Genomic DNA, 22139 nt, shown 5'->3' on the forward strand with positions numbered 1-22139 from the left:
CACATAGGGGCCGCGAGAGCGGAAGCCGGGTCAGGTTTCGGAAAGCACCGGCATATGATGGACGCGCGTAAGTTATTGATAAACCTGCTGTATCGGGCTTCAGCGCAGTCCAGCGAAATGTCGGGCTGGGGTCATCGTCAAACAAAAAACCCGGCCTCTCACGAGACCGGGTTTCCTGAACCTGTGTATCGCCGATCCGGCGGTCAGTGCATCGCGGTGGACGTGACCTGCTGCTGGATCGTCTTGTAGTGGTCGAGGCGCGAGATGGCGCGGTCGAGCGCGTCGCCCGGCTCCTCGTCCTTGAGACCCTCTTCCATGTCGGCGATCTGCTGCGCGAACGCGGCGCGATCGAGCTCCTCGATGGAGGTGGCGGTGTCGGCAAGGACGGTCAGACCCTTCGCGTTCACCTCGGCGAGGCCGCCGAGCACGATGATCTTCTGATGCTTGCCGTTCACGGTGACGGTGAGGATGCCCGGGCGCACGCTCGCCACCAGCGGCGAGTGTCCGGCCAGCACCCCGAAGTCGCCCTCGAGCCCGGGGACGTCGACCTGGTCGACTTCACCCGAGAAGGCGATCTTTTCCGGAGAAACGAGATCGAAGTGGAACGTGGCCATGGCTGATTACGCCGCTTCCGCGAGCTTCTTGCCCTTCTCGACTGCCTCTTCGATGGTGCCGACCATGTAGAAGGCAGCTTCCGGCAGGTGATCGTACTTGCCTTCGCACAGGCCCTTGAAGCCCTTGATGGTGTCGGCGAGCTCGACGAACTTGCCGGGCGAGCCGGTGAACACCTCGGCGACGTGGAACGGCTGCGACAGGAAGCGCTCGATCTTGCGGGCGCGGGCCACCGTCAGCTTGTCCTCTTCGGACAGTTCGTCCATGCCGAGAATGGCGATGATGTCCTGCAGCGACTTGTACTTCTGCAGGATCTGCTGGACCTGGCGCGCGGTGTTGTAGTGCTCGTCACCGACGATCATCGCCGAGAGCATGCGCGAGGTCGAGTCGAGCGGGTCCACCGCCGGGTAGATGCCCTTTTCCGAGATCGCGCGGTTGAGCACGGTCGTCGCGTCCAAGTGGGCGAACGAGGTCGCCGGCGCCGGGTCGGTCAAGTCGTCGGCCGGCACGTAAATCGCCTGCACCGAGGTGATCGAGCCCTTGGTGGTGGTGGTGATGCGCTCCTGCAGCGCGCCCATGTCGGTCGCGAGCGTCGGCTGGTAACCCACCGCCGACGGGATGCGGCCGAGCAGCGCCGACACTTCCGAGCCCGCCTGGGTGAAACGGAAGATGTTGTCGACGAAGAACAGCACGTCCTGACCCTGGTCGCGGAAGTGCTCGGCGACGGTGAGGCCGGTGAGGCCGACGCGGGCGCGGGCGCCCGGCGGTTCGTTCATCTGGCCGTACACCAGCGCGCACTTGGAGCCCTGGCCGCCGCCCTTCTTGTTGACGCCCGATTCGATGAACTCGTGATAGAGGTCGTTGCCTTCGCGGGTACGCTCACCGACGCCGGCGAACACCGAGTAACCACCGTGCGCCTTGGCGACGTTGTTGATCAGCTCCTGGATCAGCACGGTCTTGCCGACGCCGGCGCCGCCGAACAGGCCGATCTTGCCGCCCTTGGCGTAAGGCGCCAGCAGGTCGACGACCTTGATGCCGGTGACGAGAATTTCAGCTTCCGTCGACTGCTCGGTATAGGCCGGAGCCGGCTGGTGAATGGCGCGGACGCCGTCAGCTGCGATCGGACCGCCTTCGTCGACCGGGTCGCCGACGACGTTGATGATGCGGCCGAGGGTCGCTTCACCGACCGGCACCGAGATCGGGTTGCCGGTGTCGGTCACCTCCTGGCCACGCACCAGACCTTCGGTGGTGTCCATCGCGATCGTGCGCACGGTCGATTCGCCGAGATGCTGGGCGACCTCGAGCACCAGGCGCGAGCCGGCGTTCTTGGTTTCGAGCGCATTCAGAATGGCCGGCAGATGGCCTTCGAACTGCACGTCCACGACGGCGCCGATGACCTGGGTGATGCGTCCGAGCTGATTGGCTGGCTGGGCCATGGGAACTTTCTCCTCGAAATCTTGAATTCAACGACCGTCAGCGTGACGGATAATGTCCTGTACGATTGCGTTAGACCGCCTCGGCGCCGGAGATGATCTCGATCAGCTCCTTGGTGATCATGGCCTGACGGGTCCGGTTGTAGACCAGCGTCTGCTTGCGGATCATCTCGCCGGCATTGCGGGTCGCGTTGTCCATTGCGCTCATCTGCGCGCCGTAGAACGAAGCGTTGTTCTCGAGCAGCGCACGGAAGATCTGCACCGCGAGATTGCGCGGCAGCAGGCTGGTGAGAATCTCGTCCTCGGCCGGCTCGTAGTCGTAGACCGCCGACGCAGCACCATCCTTGGCCTTCTCGATGACCAGCGGAATGATCTGCTGGTCGGTCGGGATCTGGGCGATCACCGACTTGAAGCGGGCGTAGAACAGCGTGCAGACGTCGAACTCGCCGGCCTCGAAACGGGCGATCACCCGCTTGGCGATGTCCTCGGCGTTCTTGAAACCGAGCTGGCGCACCGAGCGCAGCTCGATGTTCTCGACGATCTGCTTGTCGAAGTTGCGGCGCAGCTGCTCGTAGCCCTTGCGGCCGACGCAGAAGAACTTCACCGTCTTGCCTTGAGCGATCAGGGCGTTGGCGCGCTCGCGCGCCAGACGCACGATCGAGGAGTTGAACGCGCCCGACAGGCCGCGTTCACCGGTGCACACCAGGAGCAGATGCACGTTGTCCTTGCCGGTGCCGGCAAGGAGCGCCGGGCCGTTGCCAGCTCCGGAGGCGGCGCCCGCGATGTTGGTGATCACTGCATCCATCCGCTCGGCGTAGGGCCGGGCGGCTTCGGCGGCGGTCTGCGCGCGGCGCAGCTTGGACGCCGCGACCATCTGCATCGCCTTGGTGATCTTCTGCGTCGCCTTGGTCGAGGCGATGCGGACGCGCATGTCTTTCAAGCTGGCCATTGCGGCTTAGTCCTCTCGGCGCCTTGCCTGCTTTACGCGAACGTCTTCGCGAAGCCTTCGACGACAGCCTTCAGCTTGCCGGCGACATCATCCGAGAGATCGCGGCTGGTGCGGATGGCATCGAGGATCTCGACATGCTTGCCGCGCAGCAGCGACAGCAGGCCGTCCTCGAACGCGCGGATCTTGGCGAGCGGCAGCGGATCGAGATAGCCGTTGGTGCCGGCCCAGATCACGCACACCTGCTCTTCCATCTTCAGCGGCGAGAACTGCGGCTGCTTGAGGAGTTCGGTGAGGCGCGAACCGCGGTTCAGCAGGCGCTGGGTCGCGGCGTCGAGGTCGGAGCCGAACTGCGCGAACGCCGCCATTTCGCGGTACTGCGCGAGCTCGCCCTTGATCTTGCCGGCGACCTTCTTCATCGCCTTGGTCTGCGCCGACGAACCGACGCGCGACACCGACAGACCGACGTTCACCGCCGGACGGATGCCCTGATAGAACAGGTCGGTTTCGAGGAAGATCTGGCCGTCGGTGATCGAGATCACGTTGGTCGGAATGTAGGCCGACACGTCGTTCGCCTGGGTCTCGATGACCGGCAGAGCGGTCAGCGAACCGGCGCCGAGGTCGTCGTTCATCTTCGCGGCGCGCTCGAGCAGGCGGGAGTGCAGGTAGAACACGTCGCCGGGGTAGGCTTCGCGGCCCGGCGGGCGGCGCAGCAGCAGCGACATCTGGCGGTAGGCGACGGCCTGCTTGGACAAGTCGTCATAGATGATCACGGCGTGCATGCCGTTGTCGCGGAAATACTCGCCCATGGTGCAGCCGGTGAACGGCGCGAGGTACTGCATCGGGGCCGGATCCGACGCGGTCGCGGCGACGACGACGGAGTATTCCAGCGCGCCCTGCTCTTCGAGCACCTTCACGAACTGCGCGACGGTCGAACGCTTCTGGCCGATCGCGACGTAGACGCAATACAGCTTGATCTTCTCGTCCGGCTGCGCGTTGAGCGGCTTCTGGTTGAGAATGGTGTCGAGCGCGATCGCGGTCTTGCCGGTCTGGCGGTCGCCGATGATCAGCTCGCGCTGGCCGCGGCCGACCGGGATCAGCGCATCGATCGCCTTGAGGCCGGTGGCCATCGGCTCGTGCACCGACTTGCGCGGAATGATGCCCGGCGCCTTGACGTCGACGCGCTTGCGCTCGGCGCCCTGGATCGGGCCCTTGCCGTCGATCGGGTTGCCGAGGGCGTCGACGACGCGGCCGAGCAGGCCCTTGCCGACCGGGGTGTCGACGATCGCGCGGGTGCGCTTGACGGTCTGGCCTTCCTTGATCTCGCGGTCGGCGCCGAAGATCACGATGCCGACGTTGTCGGTTTCGAGGTTCAGCGCCATGCCGCGCGTACCGTTCTCGAACTCGACCATTTCACCGGCCTGGACGTTGTCCAGACCATAGACGCGGGCGATGCCGTCACCGACGGAGAGCACCTGACCGACTTCCGAGACCTCGGCCTCCTGGCCGAAATTCTTGATCTGGTCCTTGAGAATTGCGGAGATTTCCGCGGCGCGGATGTCCATCAGCCTGCCTCTTTCATCGCGTGCTTGATCGAATTGAGTTTGGTGCGAAGCGAACTGTCGACCATGCGGCTGCCGAGCTTGACGACAAGCCCGCCGATGATCGAGGGATCCACTTTCACGTTGAGAGCGACGTCCTTGCCGGTCACCGACTTGAGGGCCGTCTTGAGGGCGTCGAGGTTCTTGTCGCTGAGCGGTTCAGCGACGGTGACGTCGGCCGAGACCTCGCCCTTGTAGCGGGCGACCAGCTTGTTGAAGGCGCGGATCACGTCAGCCACGGCGAACAGCCGGCGGTTGGCGGTGAGCACACCGAGGAACTTGGCGGAGAGACCACCGATGCCCGCCTTGGCGAGAACCGCCGAGAGCGCCTTGGCCTGCTCGTCCGCGGTAAAGACCGGACTGCGGACCAGCCGCGCCAGGTCGGCGCTTTCGGTGATCAGCGCGTTGAACTTGTCCAGATCGGCCTTGATGGCGTCGACGGACTTTTCATCGCGCGCGAGGTCGAACAGCGCCGTCGCATAGCGACCGGACACTCCAGAAACCGACGGATCTTCTGTTGCCACGAATAAGCTCTATCTGGCTGTCGAAAGGCCAAGCACAGGGATCGTCGTCTCACGGGGTGACCGGCGATCAAAGTCCTTGGAATTCAAGCGGGACTTCTATTTCCGGGCGACAGGCAAGCGCCGCCGCCGCTAAAAATCGCGGTTTGCTAACATACGCGGCGCGCAGGTGCAACATGACGCGGCGCGCCTCGTGATGGTTTGTCGCGCTGGCGCCGGCCGGGTGAAGCCCTTCGCCCGGCGCGTGAATTTCGCGGGCCGCAATGCACTGCACCGCGACATCCATCTTTCGGCTGAATCGGCCCTGGCGATGTTCGGGCCCGCCCAACCCCAGGTGGGGCGGTCGCCAGACCCATGACCTTGGGGGACCCGGCCACGACCGGCCCCCTTCCCGATCGCGCGCCCCCTTACCGGGACCGCCGTCTTCGGGATCAAACCCGGGCCACGTGTTCCCGCGACCGCGAAAGCGCCCGCGCCGATCCCCGGCACACGGCAAGGGGCATTTCACCCCGCCCGAACCCACACAGCCCCGCGCCCAGATCATGATGCATTGCGGTCGACGCATAACGCGCCGTGATGCAACGAAGCCTCACTGTTCTTGTGAAACTTTAATGAAGTCTTTCTTCTTCAGTATTCGTCCAAAACTGACGGTTAACGATTTCTTAATTTCAAGATTAGTCCAAGTTAAAAATATTATTTCCAGATTTGAACAAAAAACCTCATCGTTTAGGGAACAATTTCCAGCGCCGCGTTTACGCCCCATTGTCGGGTGAACCGTTCCTATGCCTATGGGGTCGCGGGTTATAGCCAGCCATCCTGACGTAATACGCTGCAATACGATCCGAGGGGTAACTTGATGATTCGAAATCTTAACTTCCCGCCGTGGCGGCTTCGCTCAGTCATGACCGCCGCGATGGCCGCGTCAGTGCTTGCCGGCGGCATGTCCGCCGCAGACGCCAAGTCGCGCCGCGACTGGCGTGAGGCCCACGCCTCGATCAGCTCGGGCCACACCTTCTCGGGGATGGCCTCCTACTATGGCAACGAAGCCGGCCGGCGCACCGCCTCGGGCCAGCGCTTCAACCAGAACGCCATGACGGCCGCCCACCGTTCCCTGCCGTTCGGCACCCGTCTCAAGGTGACCCATGCCGGCCGCAGTGTCGTCGTCACCGTCAACGACCGTGGCCCGTTCATCCGTGGCCGGGTCCTGGACCTCTCGACCGGCGCGGCACGCGCGGTCGGCCTGACGGGCCGCGGCGTCGGCCGCGTCGTCGCAGAAGTCCAGTAAGCGCACCAGCGCATCATTCCAGTTCAGTAGCGTAGCGTAGCGTTCAGGGGTACGGGTCTTCCGCGAAGTCCCGAGCGCCTGCCATCGTGGGAGCGATGGCAGGCGTTTTCATGCGCTGATCCTGTCATCCTCACCCATGAGGCCGCTGGACCACAGCTCCACCCTGCCGTGGATCGATCAGGCCGGCGCTTGACCGGCCGTGTCCCTACCTCGCGGCTCGAGTTCGCCAAACAGCTTGAGCGTGCTCCAGAACGCCAGCGCACCCGACAAGCCAAGCAGGCCGCCGGAAAGACAGTCGCTCAAGGGATCGCTGATCGCGGGAAACTGGTCGAAGAGCCACATCATCAGGAACGTGATGATCAGGCCCATCAGAAAGCCACCGAACATCGCAACGATCCAGTGCGTCCAGCGTCTCGCCAGACAGAACAGCGCGACAGGGAGCCCAACGATCACAGCCAATGTCAGCGCCGCAGGAAACCCGACGGCCACACAAAAGCTGACGATCGTCAGCGAATCATATCGCGCCGTCATGAGAGCGTTTGCCGCAAAGATGATGACCGGCACCAGCGCAGCAAGAAACGTGGCGATCCCCCGGATCAGAATGGTGTCGAACCTGCCCCTCACACTCCTTCCCCTGAAACCACCGCGGGACCCGGGCGTCCCGGCGTGAGTTCGCCGGACAGCTTGAGCGTTCCCCAGAACACCAGCGCGCCAAGCACACCGAAGCCGACGACAGCCGCAGCGAACATCGCGTAGCTGTGCCACGCTTGAAGTCCGAAAAAGCCCGCGTAGAACCACACCGTTGGAAACGCCGCGACCGCGCCGATAAGAGCGCCGCCGATGACCGCGGCGATCCAGTGTGTCCAACGCTTCGCGAGGCAAAAGCGCGCGGCCGGTAATCCGAGGACGACGGCAGTCAACAGGGTGAAGGGAAGCACCACTCCCGAATAGAAGAAGAACCTGATCAAGAAGGACGACACCGACATCTCGGGTAGCGGGGCCATGAAGTCTAGCGTCGCGGACAGGACGAAGATCGGCGCCAGCGCCGCCAGGAACGTCGCGCCGGTCCAGATCAGGATGGATTTGATTTTGATTTTCAAGAAACGCTCCCCGCGGATTCGCGCACAGGCTCGGTAGGCCGGCTTCGCGCAACCACGGGTTGATCAGATCACAGAAAGCTCTGCGGGTCGACATCGACCTCGAGCTTGAGGTTGCCTGTCGTCTTCGGCGCCGCGGCCAGCCAGTCGCGGAGATAGCTGGAGAGGTCGTATGCGCGGAGCGACTTCACCAGCAGGCGGAAGCGGTAGCGGCCCTTGATGACCGCGAGCGGCGCCTCGGCGGGTCCCAGCACCTGCACCTGGTCGTCGACCGGCGCCATCGCCGCGAGCCGCCGCGCGAAGCCCTCCGCAGTCGGCCGGTCGCCGGCGGAGATGATGAGGCTGGCGAGGCGGCCGAACGGGGGATAGCCGGTGCGCTCGCGCGATTCGATCTCGTTGTCGTAGAACGCCTCGCGGTCGTTGGCGATCAGCGCCTTGATCACCGGGTGCTCCGGCTGGTGGGTCTGCAAATAGCCGATGCCGCGGCCCTGCTCGCGGCCGGCGCGGCCGATGACCTGGTTGAGCAGCTGGAAGGTGCGCTCGGCAGCGCGCGGATCGCCATTGCCGAGGCCGAGATCGGCATCGATGACGCCGACGAGGTTGAGCCGCGGGAAGTGATGCCCCTTGGCGACGAGCTGGGTGCCGATGATGAGGTCGACGCGGCCCTCGGCGATCTCGGTGAGCTCGGCGCGCATGGTCTCGATCGAGGTGATGAGGTCGCTCGACAGCACCATGCTGCGCGCCTCCGGAAACAGCTGCGCCGCTTCCTCCTGCAGCCGCTCGACGCCCGGCCCGATGGCGGCGAGCGATTCCTCGGCATTGCAGCTCGGGCAGACATGGGGACGCGGCACCGAGAAGCCGCAGTGATGGCAGACGAGACGCTGGCGGAAGCGGTGATCGACCAGCCAGGCGTCGCAGATGTTGCAGGAGAAGCGGTGGCCGCAGGCGCGGCACAGCGTCAGCGGCGCATAGCCGCGGCGATTGAGGAACAACAGCGCCTGCTCGCGCCGCTCGATGGCGTGGCGCACGGCCTCCGCCAGCGGCGGCGAGATGAAGCGGCCGCGCGGCGGCCCGGCGCGCCGCAGGTCGATGGCCTGGATATGCGGCATGTGCTGGCCGCCGAACCGTGACGGCAGCGCGACGCGCTGGTAGCGGCCCTTGCGGGCATTGACCTCGCTCTCGACCGAAGGTGTCGCCGACGCCAGCACCACCGGAATCTTCGCGATATGGCCGCGCACCACCGCCATGTCGCGGGCATGGTAGTGCGCACCGTCGTCCTGCTTGTAGGCCTGCTCGTGCTCCTCATCGATGATGATGAGGCCGAGATCGGCATAGGGCAGGAACAGCGCCGAGCGCGCGCCGATCACCACATGGGCCTCGCCGGAGGCGATCGCCGCCCAGTTGCGGGCGCGGGTGCGCGGCGTCAGCTCCGAATGCCATTCGAGCGGCCGCACGCCGAACCGCGCCGCGAAACGGTCGAGGAACTGGCCGGTGAGCGCGATCTCCGGCATCAGAAGCAGCGCCTGGCGGCCGCGCCGCACCGCCTCCGCCACCGCCTCGAAATACACCTCGGTCTTGCCCGAGCCGGTGACGCCGTCGAGCAGCGCCACCTGAAACGCGCCGTTCGCGACCATGGTCCGCAACGCCTCCGCGCCGGCCTGCTGCTCGGGTGAGAAATCCGGCTGGGCGAACGACGGATCGGGCGCCGGGGGCGGCGGCGGCTTCGGCATCACCTCGACCGCCAGCGTGCCCTCGTCGACAAGGCCATCGACCACGCCGACGCTGACGCCGGCCTCCCTGGCGGCCTCGGACTTGGCGTGCAGCAGGCCGTCGTCGAGCACCGACAGCAACCGCCGGCGCGCCGGGGTGAGGCGCTGCGGCGGGGTGCCGACGAGGCGGACACCGAGCCGCACCCGCTCCGGCCCGAGGTTCTCACCCATCCGCAGCGCCATGCGCATCACCATGCCGCGCGCCGACAGGGTGTAGGTCGAGACCCAGTCGATGAAGGAGCGCAGCTCGCCGCGCAGCGGCGGCACATCGACCTTCTCGGCGACGTCCTTGAGGCGATTGTGCAGGCGCGGCTCGGGATGGGCGTTGTCGGCCCACACCACGCCGAGCACCTCACGCGCGCCGAGCGGCACGCCGACGACGTCGCCGGCCGCCAGCGTCATGCCGGCGGGAATGCGATAGGAATAGGTCTGGTTGAGCGCCACCGGCACCAGGACATCGACAAAGCGGATGGAACTGACGGGGGAAGCCATGAGGGGGCGAATCGGCGGACCTGGGAGGCAATAGACAACCCAATCTAGAATCCTCCGCTGGCCGCGGCCAGCGCCCGGCGCGGTTAACCTGGACTGAACCAACCGCTCCGATGATGCCCCGAGGATCAACGCCCGCCGCGAGGCAGGAGAACCGCCACGTGACCAAGGACACCGCTTCGCCGGAGACCGCCCCCCTGACCTGCGCGGCGCCGGACCTGCTCGGCGAGATGACGCGCTGGCTGTCGCACCTGCGCGCCGAACGGCGGCTGTCGCCCAAGACCCTCGAGGCCTACGCCCGCGACCTGCGCCAGTTTCTGGTCTTCCTCACCGAGCACTGGGGGGACGAACTCACCCTGACGCGCTTCGCCCGGCTCGAGGCCACCGATGTGCGCGCCTTCATGGCCGCTCGGCGTTCCGATGCCATCGCCGGGCGCTCGCTGATGCGGGCGCTCGCCGGTCTGCGCTCGTTCGCGCGCTTCCTGGAGCGTGAAGGCAAGGGCAAGGTCGGTGCGCTGTCGGCGATCCGCGCACCGAAGATCAGCAAGAGCCTGCCCAAACCGCTGCAGATGTCGACGGCACGCCGCATCGTCGACGTCGACCTGCGGGCCGGCGAGGACCGCGAACCCTGGATTCTCGCCCGCGACGCCGCGGTGCTGGGCCTGCTCTATGGCTCGGGCCTGCGCATCTCCGAGGCGCTGGGGCTGAAGAGGCGCGACGTGCCGGCGCCCGGCGCCGGCGATGTGCTGGTGGTGACCGGCAAGGGCAACAAGACTCGCATGGTGCCGGTGCTGCAGAACGTGCTGACCATGATCGCCGACTATGTCGCGGTGTGCCCCTACGCGCTGGCGCCGGCAGGGGCGCTGTTCGTCGGCGCCAAGGGCGGGCCACTCAGCCCGCGCATCATCCAGCTGGCGATGGCGAGCCTGCGCGGCGCCCTTGGCCTGCCCGACAGCGCGACCCCGCATGCGCTGCGCCACTCCTTCGCCACCCACCTGCTCAGCCGCGGCGGCGACCTCAGGGCGATCCAGGAATTGCTCGGTCATGCCTCGCTGTCCACCACCCAGATCTACACCGGCATCGACGCCGAGCGGCTGATGGACGTCTACAAGACCACGCACCCCCGCGCATGACACCGCAATGACTGGCAGCGCCGCGCTTCGGCCGGCCAGCCGCTGACTTGCCTCTTGCGAAGCCCTGCCCGTTCGGTCAAACGTGGGGCGCGGGACGGCACTTGGCAGGAGGGGTTATCATGAGTGCACATGAGAGCATGGAGCACGCGGAGCATGCCGAGCATGCTTCCGGCGAGAACAAGAAGATTGCACTGCTGATCGCGGTGATCGCGCTGTGTCTGGCGCTGTCGGAAACACTCGGCAAGGGCGCGCAGACCGAATCGATCAGCAAGAACGTCGAAGCTTCCAACCTGTGGTCGTTCTTCCAGGCCAAGACCATTCGCCGGACCGCGGTGCAGACCGCAGCCGAGGGGCTGAAGATCACCGCCCCCACCCTGACCGACGAGGCCCAGAAGGCGGCAGCGCAGAAGCAGATCGACGACTGGCAGAAGACCGCGGCGCGCTACCGCTCGGAGCCGGAAACCAACGAAGGCACCGAGCAGCTCGCCGAGCGCGCCAAGCATGCCGAGCACGAGCGCGACACTTCGCTCGCCAAATATCATCACTTCGAGGTGGCTTCCGCCGCCTTCCAGATCGCCATCGTGCTGGCATCCGCCACCATCATCACCGGCATGATCGCGCTGGCCTGGATTTCCGGCCTGCTCGCGCTCGGGGGCATCGCCTTCACCCTGATCGGCGTGTTCGCGCCGCACGCGGTGCACCTGCTCTGACGACGGTCCTCGTCGGCCCGGCCTCAGAGGACTGAGGTCGGCGTCACCTGATTCGTCACCCCTGAGGTGCGAGCGAGCCTCGGATGACGGGGCAGGCACAGCGCCGCAGCCCGGATGAGCGCAGCGGCATCCAGGGTTGATGCGGCGAGATCGTCCCGCACATCTTTGCGCTCAAGCGGGCGACGAACGCCCGCCGAATGGGTGAGTTATTTGGAGACGGTCGCCTGGGCACGGCGGCGCAGCCGCTGCACGAAGCGGGCGAACCGCGACCGCGCGGCGGGGCGCAGCTCGGCAAGCCAGGCGCGGATGTCCCGCAGATGCGGATCCGCCAGACGGTGTGCGACATCGCGCCAGCCGATGACGGTGTCGTAGCCGCGCCGGAACCAGTTCATCTGCAGCAGCTTGTCCCGCGTCACATCGAAGGCAAAGGCGGTGATGGCGGCGCCGATCACCTTGGCCACGCCGAGCACGATCAGCGCCAGCAGCCAGCGGCCGTAAGCGAGCGGCCACAGCGCGATGAGCTCGAGCCCGAAATAGATCGCCGCCGGAATCAGGAACACGACCAGGGTCGCCTGCGGCGACAGATGATCGATCGCCTCGGCGAGACGCACCTTGAGGGCACGCCACGGAATGGCGTCCACAACCCAGCGGATCAGCGGGACCAGGTGGTCCCACAACCATGCTTCAACCAGAAACAGCAGGGCCAGCAGGAACCAGAACGGCTTCAACAGGCGGCGCATGACACTTTCCCCGGCATTGCCCCGGACCGCCGTGTCTGCTGCTGCGATACGAGACCGCAGCATCGACACGACCGCGCCCGGACAGCCCGACCTCACTGCGACACTGCGGCGCAAAGGAGGCAGAGCGGCCCGCGGCACGGGCCGTGACGTTTAGCCGCTACATATGGATGCTGCGCTTGGCGACGCCCAGGGCGGCTTCCTTGATGGCTTCCGAGCGGGTCGGATGGGCGTGGCAGGTCCGCGCCAGATCCTCCGCCGAACCGCCGAATTCCATCAGCACGGCCGCCTCATGGATCATCTCGCCCGCCTCGCGGCCGACGATGTGCACGCCGAGCACGCGATCGGTCTTGGCGTCGGCGAGGATCTTCACCAGGCCTTCGGTGGTCTGGTTGACCTTGGAGCGGCCGTTGGCGGTGAACGGGAATTTGCCGACGGTGTAGGCGACGCCGGCCTGCTTGAGCTCTTCCTCGGTCTTGCCGACCGCGGCGACCTCCGGGGTGGTGTAGACCACCCCCGGGATGACGTCGTAGTTCACATGGCCGGCCTGGCCGGCGATGATCTCGGCCACCGCCACGCCTTCGTCCTCGGCCTTGTGGGCCAGCATCGGCCCGGCGATGACGTCGCCGATGGCGTAGATGCCGGGAACGCTGGTGGCGAGATGCGCGTCGGTCTGCACCCGGCCGCGGTTGTCGAGCGCGACACCCGCTTCCTTGAGGCCGAGGCCCTCGGTGTAGGGCACGCGGCCGACGGCGACCAGCACCACGTCGGTCTCGATGGTTTCCGGACTGCCACCAGCGGCGGCCTCGACCTGCGCCTTCAGCGTCTTGCCCGAGGCGTCGACGCCTGTGACCTTGGCGCCGAGCTTGAAGCTGACGCCCTGCTTCTCGAGGATGCGCTGGAACTGCTTGGCGATCTCGCCGTCCATGCCCGGCAGGATGCGATCGAGGAATTCGACCACCGTCACCTTTGCGCCGAGGCGGCGCCACACCGAGCCGAGCTCGAGGCCGATGACGCCGGCGCCGATCACCAGCAGCTTCTCCGGCACCTTGTCGAGCGACAGCGCGCCGGTCGACGACACCACACGCTTCTCGTCGATCTCGATGCCCTTGAGGCGGGTGACGTCGGAGCCGGTGGCGATGACGATATTCCTGGTGTCGTGGGTCTCGGCCTTGCCGTCGGCGGCCCTGACCTCGACCTTGCCGGCGCCGAGGATGCGGCCGGTGCCGCGCAGCACGTCGATCTTGTTCTTCTTCATCAGGAAATCGACGCCCTTGACGTTGCCGTCGATGCCTTCCTGCTTGAAATTCATCATCGCCGGCAGGTCGAGCTTCGGCTTGCTGACGCCGATGCCCATCTTGGCGAAGGAGTGCTCGGTCTCCTCGAACAGCTCGGAGGCGTGCAGCAGCGCCTTGGACGGCATGCAGCCGACGTTGAGGCAGGTGCCGCCGAGCGTCGGGTTCTTCTCGACGACAGCGACCTTCAGGCCGAGCTGCGCCGCACGGATTGCGCAGACATATCCGCCGGGGCCGGTGCCGATGACAATGAGGTCGTAGCTCGCCATGAGTTCTCCTGTAGCAAGTGATGACGCCGCGGACGCCTAACGCCCGCCGGACACGTCGAGAATTGAACCAGTGACATAGGACGCCTCGTCCGACATCAGCCAGACGATGGCGCTCGCAACTTCATCGGCAGTGCCGACCCGCCGCATCGGCACGCTGGAGCTCAGCCGATGCGCGCGCTCGGGATCACCGCCGCTGCCGTGAATCTCGGTATCGATCAGGCCCGGGCGCACGCCCGTGACCCGGATGCCCTCGGCGGCGACCTCGTCGGCAAGGCCGCGCGTAAATGTGTCGATGGCGCCTTTCGACGCCGCGTAGTCGACATAGGTGTTGGCGGAGCCGAGCCGCGCCGCCGCCGACGACAGGTTGACGATGACGCCGCCCTGCCCGCCGTGCCGCGTCGACATCCGCCGCACCGCCTCGCGGGCGCACAGCAGGCTGCCGACCACATTGACGGTCATGATGTGCTGGATGCGCTCGGCGCTCATGTCGTCGAGACGCGCCGTAACGCCGACCACGCCGGCATTGTTGACCAGCGCCCCGAGCGGGCCGAAGCCGTCGGCGGCCCTGAACAGGGCAACGATGTCGGCTTCATGCGCAACGTCGCAGCGCACCGCGATCGCCGCGCCCTTGCCTGCCTCGATCTCGGCGACCACCGCGCCGGCGGCCGCCGCGTTGGTGGCGTAGGCGATGCAGACCCGCCAGCCGCGCCGCGCCGCGGCGAGTGCAGTGGCGCGACCGATGCCGCGGCTCCCGCCGGTGATGATCGCGACACGGTCCATCACCTCGCCTCCCCTAGCTCGCGCGCTGCAGGGCGATCCGCACGCCGAGCGCGATCAGCACCAGACCCGTGACGCGATCGATCCAGTGTCCCATGCGCTCGAACGCCGCGCGCACGCCGCGCGTGGTCAGGAACACCGCGACGAAGCTGAACCACAGCGCCAGGAACACGGCGAGCGTCGCACCGTAGGCGAACTGGGTCGCAATCGGCGTGTCGTGGGAGACAATGGTGGCGAACAGCGACATGAAGAACAGCGTCGCCTTGGGATTGAGCAGGTTGGAGAGGAAGCCGACGCCGTAGGACGTCGCCGCATGTCGTCGCCCCTGCGCCGGCGCGGATGCCGATAGCGCCTCACCGCCGCCCGTCAGGCGGCGGCGCGCCATCAGCGAGCGCGACCCGATATAGATCAGGTAGGCCGCGCCGCACCATTTCACGATGGTGAAGAGCACGATCGACTGGGCGATGATCAGGCCCACGCCCGCTACCGTGTAGGCGACGTGGACCATGATCGCCGAGCTCACTCCCAGCGCCGACAGGATCCCGGCCCGTCGCCCGAAGCTGACGCTCTCGCGCAGCACACAGGCGAAGTCCGCGCCCGGCACGATCGCGGCCAGCACGAACACGCCGAACAGGGTCAGGAACTCCGGCGACAGGAGCATCACATCACAGGTCCATGACGAGGCGCGCCGGATCCTCCAGGCTCTCCTTGATGCGCACCAGGAAGGTCACCGCCTCCTTGCCGTCGATCACGCGGTGATCATAGGACAGCGCCAGATACATCATCGGCCGGATCTCGATCTTGCCGCCGATCACGACCGGCCGCTCCTGGATCTTGTGCATGCCGAGAATGCCGGACTGCGGCGCGTTGAGGATCGGCGTCGACATCAGCGAGCCATAGACGCCGCCGTTGGAGATGGTGAAGGTGCCGCCCTGCATCTCCTCGATCTTGAGCTGACCGTCGCGCGCGCGGCGACCGAATTCAGCGATCGACTTCTCGATCTCGGCGAGCGACTTGTGATCGCAGTCCCGCACCACCGGCACGACGAGACCCTTGTCGGTGCCGACGGCGACGCCGATGTGGTAGTAGTTCTTGTAGATCAGGTCGGTGCCGTCGATCTCGGCGTTGACGGCGGGCACGTCCTTGAGCGCCTGCACCACGGCGCGGGCGAAGAAGCCCATGAAGCCGAGCTTGGTGCCGTGCTTCTTCTCGAACAGGTCCTTGTACTGCGAGCGCAGCTTCATCAACTCGCTCATGTCGACCTCGTTGAAGGTCGTCAGCATCGCGGCGGTGTTCTGCACGTCCTTGAGCCGGCGCGCGATGGTCTGGCGCAGGCGGGTCATCTTGACGCGCTCTTCGCGCGCGGCGTCGTCGGCCGGCGACGGCGCGCGCACCTGGACGGCGGCGGCCGGCTGGCTGACCGGCGTCGGCGCGGACGCGGCGCGCTCGATCGCGGCGAGCATGTCACCCTTGGTGACGCGGCCGTCCTTGCCCGAGCCCGGCACGGTCGAGGCATCGACGCCGCTCTCGGCCGAGAGCTTGCGCACCGAGGGCGCGAGCGGCGCGTCAACCGGCGGCGCCTTCGGCGCGGCCGGAGCCGGAGCGGCGGCGGCCGGCGCGGGCGCCGCCTTGGCGGGGGCAGCAGCGGCCGCTGCCGGCTTGGCGCTGGCGGCGCCATCGGAGATCTGGCCGAGCAGCGCGCCGACGGCGACGGTTTCGCCGTCCTTGGCGACGATCTCGCCGAGCGTGCCGGCGGCCGGCGCCGGCACCTCGATGGTCACCTTGTCGGTTTCCAGTTCCACCAACGGCTCGTCGACGGCGACGGCCTCGCCCGGCTTCTTGAACCAGCGGCCAATGGTCGCCTCGGTGACGGATTCGCCGAGCGTCGGAACACGGATTTCAGTCATGGTGTTTTCCCTTTTGCGCGGCGTCCGGATGGGCCCGGGGCCGGCGTCTCAAATCTGAAGGCGGGCGAAGCCCTGGCAACCAGGACCTCGAATTCCAGGAATTGAACGTCGCAGTGCCGTCAGCGGCGCCGCGCGGCGGGAGGGACTCTCGCCGCGCGGACTGCCGCACAACCTTCTGCCTCAACCCAGCGCGTCGTCGAGGAACGCCTTGAGCTGCGCCAGATGCTTCGACATCAGACCGGTGGCGGTCGCGGCCGACGCAGCGCGGCCGACATAACGCGGGCGGCGGTTCGGCGCGTTGATCTGGTTCAGCACCCACTCGAGATAGGACTCGATGAAATGCCAGCCGCCCATGTTGCGCGGCTCTTCCTGGCACCACACCACCTCGGCCTTCTTGAAGCGGCCGAGCTCCTGCACCAGCGTCTTCATCGGCACCGGATAGAGCTGCTCGACGCGGAGGATGTAGACGTCGTTGACGCCGCGCTTCTCGCGTTCCTCGTAGAGGTCGTAATAGACCTTGCCGCTGCACAGGATGACGCGGCGGATCTGGTCGTCGCCGACCAGCTTGAGGTCGCCGCCCTTCTCCGCATCGTCGTGCAGCACGCGGTGGAACGAGGTGCCCGCGGCGAGCTCGGCGAGCGTCGACACCGCCCGCTTGTGGCGCAGCAGCGACTTCGGCGTCATCAGGATCAGCGGCTTGCGGATCTCGCGCTTCAGCTGCCGGCGCAGGATGTGGAAGTAGTTCGCCGGCGTGGTGCAGTTGGCGACCTGCATGTTGTCCTCGGCGCACATCTGCAGGTAGCGCTCAAGGCGGGCGGAGGAGTGCTCCGGACCCTGGCCCTCATAGCCGTGCGGCAGCAGGCAGACGAGGCCCGACATGCGCAGCCACTTGCGCTCGCCCGAGGAGATGAACTGGTCGAACACCACCTGCGCGCCGTTGGCGAAATCGCCGAACTGCGCCTCCCACATGGTCAGCGCGTTGGGCTCGGCCAGCGAGTAGCCGTACTCGAAGCCGAGCACCGCCTCTTCCGACAGCAACGAGTTGATGACCTCGTAGTGGCCCTGCTTCTCGGACAGATGATTGAACGGCGTGTAGCGGCTCTCGTCCTCCTGATCGAACAGCACCGAGTGGCGCTGCGAGAAGGTGCCGCGCTCGCTGTCCTGGCCGGACAGACGGACGTGGTGACCTTCCTCCATCAGGGTGCAGAACGCCAGCGCTTCGGCGGTCGCCCAGTCGATGCCCTGGCCGCCATCGATGGCCTTGAGGCGGTTCTCGAGGAAACGCTGCACGGTGCGGTGGACACGGAAACCGTCCGGCACCCTGGTGATCTTGCGGCCGATGTCCTTGAGCTTGTCGGCCTCGACGCCGGTGACGCCGCGGCGCGGATCCTCGTCGAGGTCGGCGACCTTGAAGCCGGCCCACTTGCCGTCGAGCCAGTCGGCCTTGTTCGGCTTGTAGCCGGAGCCGGCCTCGAGCTCGGCATCGAGCCGGGCGCGCCAGTCGGCCTTGGCCTTCTCGACCTCGCCCTCGGTGATCACGCCGTCAGCGACCAGGCGCTTGGCATAGATTTCCAGCGTAGTCTGGTGCGAGCCGATCTTCTTGTACATCACCGGCTGGGTGAACGCGGGCTCGTCGCCCTCGTTGTGGCCGTGACGACGATAGCAGAACATGTCGATCACGACCGGCTTGTGGAACTTCTGCCGGAATTCGATCGCGACCTTGGCGGCGAACACCACCGCTTCCGGATCATCGCCGTTCACATGGAAGATCGGCGCGTCGATCATCTTCGCCACGTCCGACGGATACGGCGAGGAGCGCGAGTAGCGCGGATAGGTGGTGAAGCCGATCTGGTTGTTGACGATGAAGTGCAGTGAACCGCCGGTGCGGTAGCCCTTGAGGTCGGACAGGCCGAAGCATTCGGCGACCACGCCCTGGCCGGCGAACGCGGCGTCGCCGTGCATCAGGAGCGGCAGCACCGAGGTGCGCTGGTCCGGCGGATCGCCCTGCTGGTCCTGCTTGGCGCGCACCTTGCCGAGCACCACCGGATCGACGATCTCGAGATGCGACGGGTTGGCGGTCAGCGACAGGTGAACCTTGTTGTTGTCGAACTCGCGGTCGGACGAGGCGCCGAGGTGATACTTGACGTCGCCGGAGCCTTCGACCTCGTCCGGATTGGCCGAGCCGCCCTTGAACTCATGGAACAGCGCGCGATGCGGCTTGGCCATGACCTGGGTGAGGACATTGAGGCGGCCGCGGTGCGGCATGCCGAGCACGATCTCCTTCACGCCGAGATTGCCGCCGCGCTTGATGATCTGCTCGAGCGCGGGGATCAGCGATTCGCCACCATCGAGGCCGAAGCGCTTGGTGCCGGTGAACTTGAGGTCGCAGAACTTCTCGAAGCCTTCCGCCTCGATGAGCTTCATGAGGATGGCGCGACGGCCCTCGCGGGTGAAGCTGATCTCCTTGTCCGGCCCCTCGATCCGCTCCTGGATCCAGGCCTTCTGCTGCGGATTGGAAATGTGCATGAACTCGACGCCGAGCGTCTGGCAGTAGGTGCGCTCGCAGATCGCGACGATCTGGCGCAGCGTGCCGAACTCGAGGCCGAGCACGTGGTCGAGGAAGATCTTACGGTCGTAATCGGCGTCGGTGAAGCCGTAGGAGCGCGGATCGAGCTCCTCATGGTCCTTCGGCGCTTCGATGCCGAGCGGATCGAGATTGGCGTAGAAGTGACCGCGCATGCGGTAGGCGCGGATCAGCATCAGGGCGCGGATCGAATCGCGCGTCGCCTGCTGGACGTCGGCGGCGCTCAGCTCCGCGCCCTTGGCCTGCGCCTTCGCCTGCAGCTTGCCGCCGATCGCCTTTTCGGCCTGGGTCCAGTTGCCGTCGAGCGCCGAGGTCAGCTCGTCCGCAGGGGTCACCGGCCAGTTGGCCTTCTCCCAGGACGGCCCCTGGGCGTTCTTGGCGACGTCCGCCGGCTGATCCTTCAGGCTCTTGAAGAATTCCTGCCACTCGACGTCGACGGACGCGGGGTCCTTCTCATAGCGGCCGTAGATTTCGTCGATGTAGGCGGCGTTGCCGCCGTAGAGGAAGGAGGTAAGAGCGAAAGCGGCATTCGCGTCCTGGCGAGACATGATGCGTCCTGATTTTATTGTATCGCGCGGAAAAATAGTCGGATGAGCCCGGCGGGACCGCGCAGGCTGATGAAGCATCCTTTACCCTATTTGGGGCGAATGTACGCGCCTAAAAGAACGAAGATCTGATTTGAAATTCATCTTTTTAAGTCGCGCATGCTGGATTCCAAGCGCCTGACAGGCCGCGTATTTTCCAGCTGTTGCAGACCAGCAGGGCTGATGACCTGCCCAACAAAAAGGCCCCGGACGGTTGCCGGGGCCTCATGTCTCGTTGGCGCGCCTTTTGCCGCAGGCGCGGGCTTACTTGCGGAGCAGCTCCGCCAGGGTGTGGCCGAGGCGGGCCGGCGACGGCGACACCACGATCCCGGCCGCTTCCATGGCCGAAATCTTGGATTCGGCATCGCCCTTGCCGCCGGAGATGATGGCGCCGGCGTGGCCCATGCGGCGACCGGGAGGAGCGGTACGGCCGGCGATGAAGCCGACCATCGGCTTCTTGCGGCCGCGCTTGGCCTCGTCCTTGAGGAACTGGGCGGCGTCCTCCTCGGCCGAACCGCCGATCTCGCCGATCATCACGATCGACGTGGTCTTCGGGTCGGCCAGGAACATCTCCAGCACATCGATGAACTCGGTGCCCTTGACCGGGTCGCCGCCGATGCCGACCGCCGTGGTCTGGCCGAGGCCTTCCTGGGAGGTCTGGAACACCGCTTCATAGGTCAGCGTGCCGGAGCGCGACACGATACCGACGCTGCCCGGCTTGAAGATGTTGGCCGGCATGATGCCGATCTTGCTCTCGCCGGCGGTGACGACGCCCGGGCAATTCGGCCCGATCAGGCGCGATTTCGACCCCGACAGCGACCGCTTCACCCGCACCATGTCGAGCACCGGAATGCCCTCGGTGATGCAGACGATGAGCGGGATCTCGGCGGCGATCGCCTCGCAGATCGCGTCCGCCGCGCCCGGCGGCGGAACATAGATCACGCTGGCATCGGCGCCGGTCTTCTCGCGGGCTTCCGCGACGGTGTCGAACACCGGCAGGCCGAGGTGGACGGAGCCGCCCTTGCCCGGTGAGGTGCCGCCGACCAGCTTAGTGCCGTAAGCCAGCGCGCCTTCGGAGTGGAAGGTGCCGTTCTTGCCGGTGAAGCCCTGGGTGATGACCTTGGTGTTCTTGTCGATCAGGACGGACATCGGCTCACTTCCCCTTCACGGCGTTCACGATCTTCTGCGCGGCATCGTCGAGGTCGTCCGCCGGCAGCACGTTGAGGCCGGACTCGCGGATGATCTTCTTGCCTTCCTCGACATTGGTGCCTTCGAGGCGCACCACCAGCGGCACGGTCAGGCCGACCGACTTCACCGCGGTCAGCACGCCGCGCGCGATGACGTCGCACTTCATGATGCCGCCGAAGATGTTGACCAGGATGCCCTTCACGTTCGGATCGGCCGTGATGATCTTGAACGCCGCGGTGACCTTCTCCTCCGAGGCGCCGCCGCCGACGTCGAGGAAGTTGGCCGGGCTCTCGCCGTAGAGCTTGATGATGTCGAGGGTGGCCATCGCCAGGCCCGCGCCGTTGACCATGCAGCCGATGGTGCCTTCGAGCGCGATATAGGCGAGGTCGTACTTCGACGCTTCGATCTCCTTGGCGTCCTCTTCCGTGGTGTCGCGCAGCGCGACCACGTCGGCATGGCGATAGAGCGCGTTGGAGTCGAACGACACCTTGGCGTCGAGGCAGCGCAGCTGACCCTGCTTGGTGATGATCAGCGGGTTGATCTCGAGCATCGCCATGTCCTTGGCGACGAACGCGGTGTAGAGCTGCGCGATCAGCTGCTCGGCCTGCTTGGCGAGATCGCCTTTCAGTCCCAGCGCCTGCGCCGCGGTGCGGCCGTGATGCGGCATCACGCCGGTGGCCGGATCGACCGAGAAGGTGATGATCTTCTCAGGGGTCTTGTGCGCGACCTCCTCGATGTCCATGCCGCCTTCGGTCGAGACCACGAACGAAATCTCCGAGGTCTCACGGTCGACCAGCGCCGAGAGATAGAGCTCCTTCTCGATGTCGGAGCCGTCCTCGATGTAGAGGCGGTTGACCTGCTTGCCGTGCGGGCCGGTCTGGATGGTGACCAGCGTGTTGCCCAGCATCTGCTGCGCGAAGGCCTTGACCTCGTCGATCGACTTGGCGAGGCGGACGCCGCCCTTGTCGCCGGCGCTCGCTTCCTTGAACTTGCCCTTGCCGCGGCCGCCGGCGTGGATCTGGCTCTTCACCACCCACAACGGGCCGCCGAGCTCCTTGGCGGCAGCCTCGGCCTCGGACGCGCTGAAGATCGGCACGCCGCGCGACACCGGCACGCCGAACTCCTTCAGCAACGCTTTTGCCTGATACTCATGAATATTCATCGATTGCCCCTGAAGACATTAAACCCGCATGAGTGACGAA

General features: G+C 66.3%; 19 protein-coding genes. 3 read left to right on the plus strand and 16 right to left on the minus strand.

Annotated elements, in window-relative coordinates; all coding sequences use genetic code 11:
* Positions 1-203 precede the first annotated feature (203 nt).
* The 5 genes from AB4Z37_RS27625 to AB4Z37_RS27645 form a co-directional block, all read right to left on the minus strand.
* Positions 204-614 carry a F0F1 ATP synthase subunit epsilon gene (locus AB4Z37_RS27625; protein WP_441519917.1) on the minus strand — a complete coding sequence of 137 codons (411 nt, stop codon included), beginning with the start codon at positions 612-614 and terminating at the stop codon, positions 204-206.
* A 6-nt stretch (positions 615-620) separates the two neighbouring features.
* Positions 621-2048: a F0F1 ATP synthase subunit beta gene (gene atpD, locus AB4Z37_RS27630; protein WP_441519918.1), complete on the minus strand. Its 1428-nt coding sequence runs from the start codon at positions 2046-2048 to the stop codon at positions 621-623.
* A gap of 70 nt (positions 2049-2118) precedes the next feature.
* The gene (locus AB4Z37_RS27635) at positions 2119-2994 is read right to left on the minus strand and encodes a F0F1 ATP synthase subunit gamma (RefSeq protein ID WP_441519919.1); all 876 of its coding nucleotides are present in this window, start codon (positions 2992-2994) and stop codon (positions 2119-2121) included.
* A gap of 32 nt (positions 2995-3026) precedes the next feature.
* On the minus strand, positions 3027-4556 hold the full coding sequence (gene atpA / locus AB4Z37_RS27640; protein ID WP_211967809.1) for a F0F1 ATP synthase subunit alpha: 1530 nt from the start codon (positions 4554-4556) through the stop codon (positions 3027-3029).
* Positions 4556-5116, minus strand: a complete 561-nt coding sequence (locus tag AB4Z37_RS27645; RefSeq protein ID WP_441519920.1) for a F0F1 ATP synthase subunit delta — start codon at positions 5114-5116, stop codon at positions 4556-4558. Before AB4Z37_RS27645 ends, atpA begins: the two co-directional genes overlap by 1 nt.
* A gap of 910 nt (positions 5117-6026) precedes the next feature.
* Here AB4Z37_RS27645 and AB4Z37_RS27650 point away from each other — a divergent pair.
* Positions 6027-6398, plus strand: coding sequence for a septal ring lytic transglycosylase RlpA family protein (locus tag AB4Z37_RS27650; protein ID WP_441519921.1), 372 nt, complete (start codon positions 6027-6029; stop codon positions 6396-6398).
* A gap of 177 nt (positions 6399-6575) precedes the next feature.
* Here AB4Z37_RS27650 and AB4Z37_RS27655 read toward each other — a convergent pair whose 3' ends face one another.
* From AB4Z37_RS27655 to AB4Z37_RS27665, 3 genes are all read right to left on the minus strand, one after another.
* Entirely contained in the window at positions 6576-7022 is a 447-nt protein-coding gene (locus AB4Z37_RS27655; RefSeq protein WP_441519922.1) for a hypothetical protein, read from the minus strand.
* A complete protein-coding gene (locus AB4Z37_RS27660) occupies positions 7019-7498 on the minus strand; it encodes a hypothetical protein (RefSeq protein ID WP_441519923.1) in 480 nt (159 codons plus the stop codon). Before AB4Z37_RS27660 ends, AB4Z37_RS27655 begins: the two co-directional genes overlap by 4 nt.
* A gap of 68 nt (positions 7499-7566) precedes the next feature.
* A complete protein-coding gene (locus AB4Z37_RS27665) occupies positions 7567-9756 on the minus strand; it encodes a primosomal protein N' (RefSeq protein WP_441519924.1) in 2190 nt (729 codons plus the stop codon).
* A gap of 113 nt (positions 9757-9869) precedes the next feature.
* Here AB4Z37_RS27665 and AB4Z37_RS27670 point away from each other — a divergent pair, with 113 nt between their 5' ends.
* Both AB4Z37_RS27670 and AB4Z37_RS27675 read left to right on the plus strand, forming a co-directional pair.
* A complete protein-coding gene (locus AB4Z37_RS27670) occupies positions 9870-10886 on the plus strand; it encodes a tyrosine recombinase XerC (protein ID WP_441519925.1) in 1017 nt (338 codons plus the stop codon).
* Positions 10887-11005: 119 nt separating this feature from the next.
* Positions 11006-11596: a DUF4337 domain-containing protein gene (locus AB4Z37_RS27675; protein WP_441519926.1), complete on the plus strand. Its 591-nt coding sequence runs from the start codon at positions 11006-11008 to the stop codon at positions 11594-11596.
* Positions 11597-11802: 206 nt separating this feature from the next.
* Here the strand turns inward: AB4Z37_RS27675 and AB4Z37_RS27680 are convergent, their stop codons facing one another.
* From AB4Z37_RS27680 to sucC, 8 genes are all read right to left on the minus strand, one after another.
* Entirely contained in the window at positions 11803-12336 is a 534-nt protein-coding gene (locus tag AB4Z37_RS27680) for a hypothetical protein (RefSeq protein ID WP_441519927.1), read from the minus strand.
* A gap of 157 nt (positions 12337-12493) precedes the next feature.
* The gene (gene lpdA / locus AB4Z37_RS27685; RefSeq protein WP_441519928.1) at positions 12494-13897 is read right to left on the minus strand and encodes a dihydrolipoyl dehydrogenase; all 1404 of its coding nucleotides are present in this window, start codon (positions 13895-13897) and stop codon (positions 12494-12496) included.
* Between the two features lie 36 nt (positions 13898-13933).
* Positions 13934-14680, minus strand: coding sequence for an SDR family oxidoreductase (locus AB4Z37_RS27690; protein ID WP_441519929.1), 747 nt, complete (start codon positions 14678-14680; stop codon positions 13934-13936).
* Between the two features lie 10 nt (positions 14681-14690).
* On the minus strand, positions 14691-15335 hold the full coding sequence (locus AB4Z37_RS27695) for a LysE family translocator (RefSeq protein ID WP_441519930.1): 645 nt from the start codon (positions 15333-15335) through the stop codon (positions 14691-14693).
* Positions 15336-15339: 4 nt separating this feature from the next.
* Positions 15340-16581, minus strand: coding sequence for a 2-oxoglutarate dehydrogenase complex dihydrolipoyllysine-residue succinyltransferase (gene odhB, locus AB4Z37_RS27700; RefSeq protein WP_441519931.1), 1242 nt, complete (start codon positions 16579-16581; stop codon positions 15340-15342).
* A gap of 180 nt (positions 16582-16761) precedes the next feature.
* Positions 16762-19713 carry a 2-oxoglutarate dehydrogenase E1 component gene (locus tag AB4Z37_RS27705; protein WP_441519932.1) on the minus strand — a complete coding sequence of 984 codons (2952 nt, stop codon included), beginning with the start codon at positions 19711-19713 and terminating at the stop codon, positions 16762-16764.
* 300 nt (positions 19714-20013) lie between these two features.
* Positions 20014-20898 carry a succinate--CoA ligase subunit alpha gene (sucD, locus tag AB4Z37_RS27710; RefSeq protein ID WP_441519933.1) on the minus strand — a complete coding sequence of 295 codons (885 nt, stop codon included), beginning with the start codon at positions 20896-20898 and terminating at the stop codon, positions 20014-20016.
* Positions 20899-20902: 4 nt separating this feature from the next.
* Positions 20903-22099, minus strand: a complete 1197-nt coding sequence (gene sucC, locus AB4Z37_RS27715; protein ID WP_441519934.1) for an ADP-forming succinate--CoA ligase subunit beta — start codon at positions 22097-22099, stop codon at positions 20903-20905.
* Between the last annotated feature and the right edge of the window lie 40 nt (positions 22100-22139).

The sequence above is a fragment of the Bradyrhizobium sp. 2TAF24 genome (assembly GCF_052115025.1).
Taxonomy (GTDB): Bacteria; Pseudomonadota; Alphaproteobacteria; order Rhizobiales; family Xanthobacteraceae; genus Bradyrhizobium_A.

Coding starts and splice junctions, on each gene's coding strand:
- AB4Z37_RS27695 (WP_441519930.1), bottom strand. CDS start 15,335: ATGCTCCTGTCGCCGGAGTTCCTGACCCTGTTCGGCGTGTTCGTGCTG.
- atpD (WP_441519918.1), bottom strand. CDS start 2,048: ATGGCCCAGCCAGCCAATCAGCTCGGACGCATCACCCAGGTCATCGGC.
- AB4Z37_RS27670 (WP_441519925.1), top strand. CDS start 9,870: ATGCCCCGAGGATCAACGCCCGCCGCGAGGCAGGAGAACCGCCACGTG.
- sucD (WP_441519933.1), bottom strand. CDS start 20,898: ATGTCCGTCCTGATCGACAAGAACACCAAGGTCATCACCCAGGGCTTC.
- lpdA (WP_441519928.1), bottom strand. CDS start 13,897: ATGGCGAGCTACGACCTCATTGTCATCGGCACCGGCCCCGGCGGATAT.
- atpA (WP_211967809.1), bottom strand. CDS start 4,556: ATGGACATCCGCGCCGCGGAAATCTCCGCAATTCTCAAGGACCAGATC.
- AB4Z37_RS27635 (WP_441519919.1), bottom strand. CDS start 2,994: ATGGCCAGCTTGAAAGACATGCGCGTCCGCATCGCCTCGACCAAGGCG.
- sucC (WP_441519934.1), bottom strand. CDS start 22,099: ATGAATATTCATGAGTATCAGGCAAAAGCGTTGCTGAAGGAGTTCGGC.
- AB4Z37_RS27705 (WP_441519932.1), bottom strand. CDS start 19,713: ATGTCTCGCCAGGACGCGAATGCCGCTTTCGCTCTTACCTCCTTCCTC.
- odhB (WP_441519931.1), bottom strand. CDS start 16,581: ATGACTGAAATCCGTGTTCCGACGCTCGGCGAATCCGTCACCGAGGCG.
- AB4Z37_RS27675 (WP_441519926.1), top strand. CDS start 11,006: ATGAGTGCACATGAGAGCATGGAGCACGCGGAGCATGCCGAGCATGCT.
- AB4Z37_RS27650 (WP_441519921.1), top strand. CDS start 6,027: ATGGCCGCGTCAGTGCTTGCCGGCGGCATGTCCGCCGCAGACGCCAAG.
- AB4Z37_RS27665 (WP_441519924.1), bottom strand. CDS start 9,756: ATGGCTTCCCCCGTCAGTTCCATCCGCTTTGTCGATGTCCTGGTGCCG.
- AB4Z37_RS27625 (WP_441519917.1), bottom strand. CDS start 614: ATGGCCACGTTCCACTTCGATCTCGTTTCTCCGGAAAAGATCGCCTTC.
- AB4Z37_RS27680 (WP_441519927.1), bottom strand. CDS start 12,336: ATGCGCCGCCTGTTGAAGCCGTTCTGGTTCCTGCTGGCCCTGCTGTTT.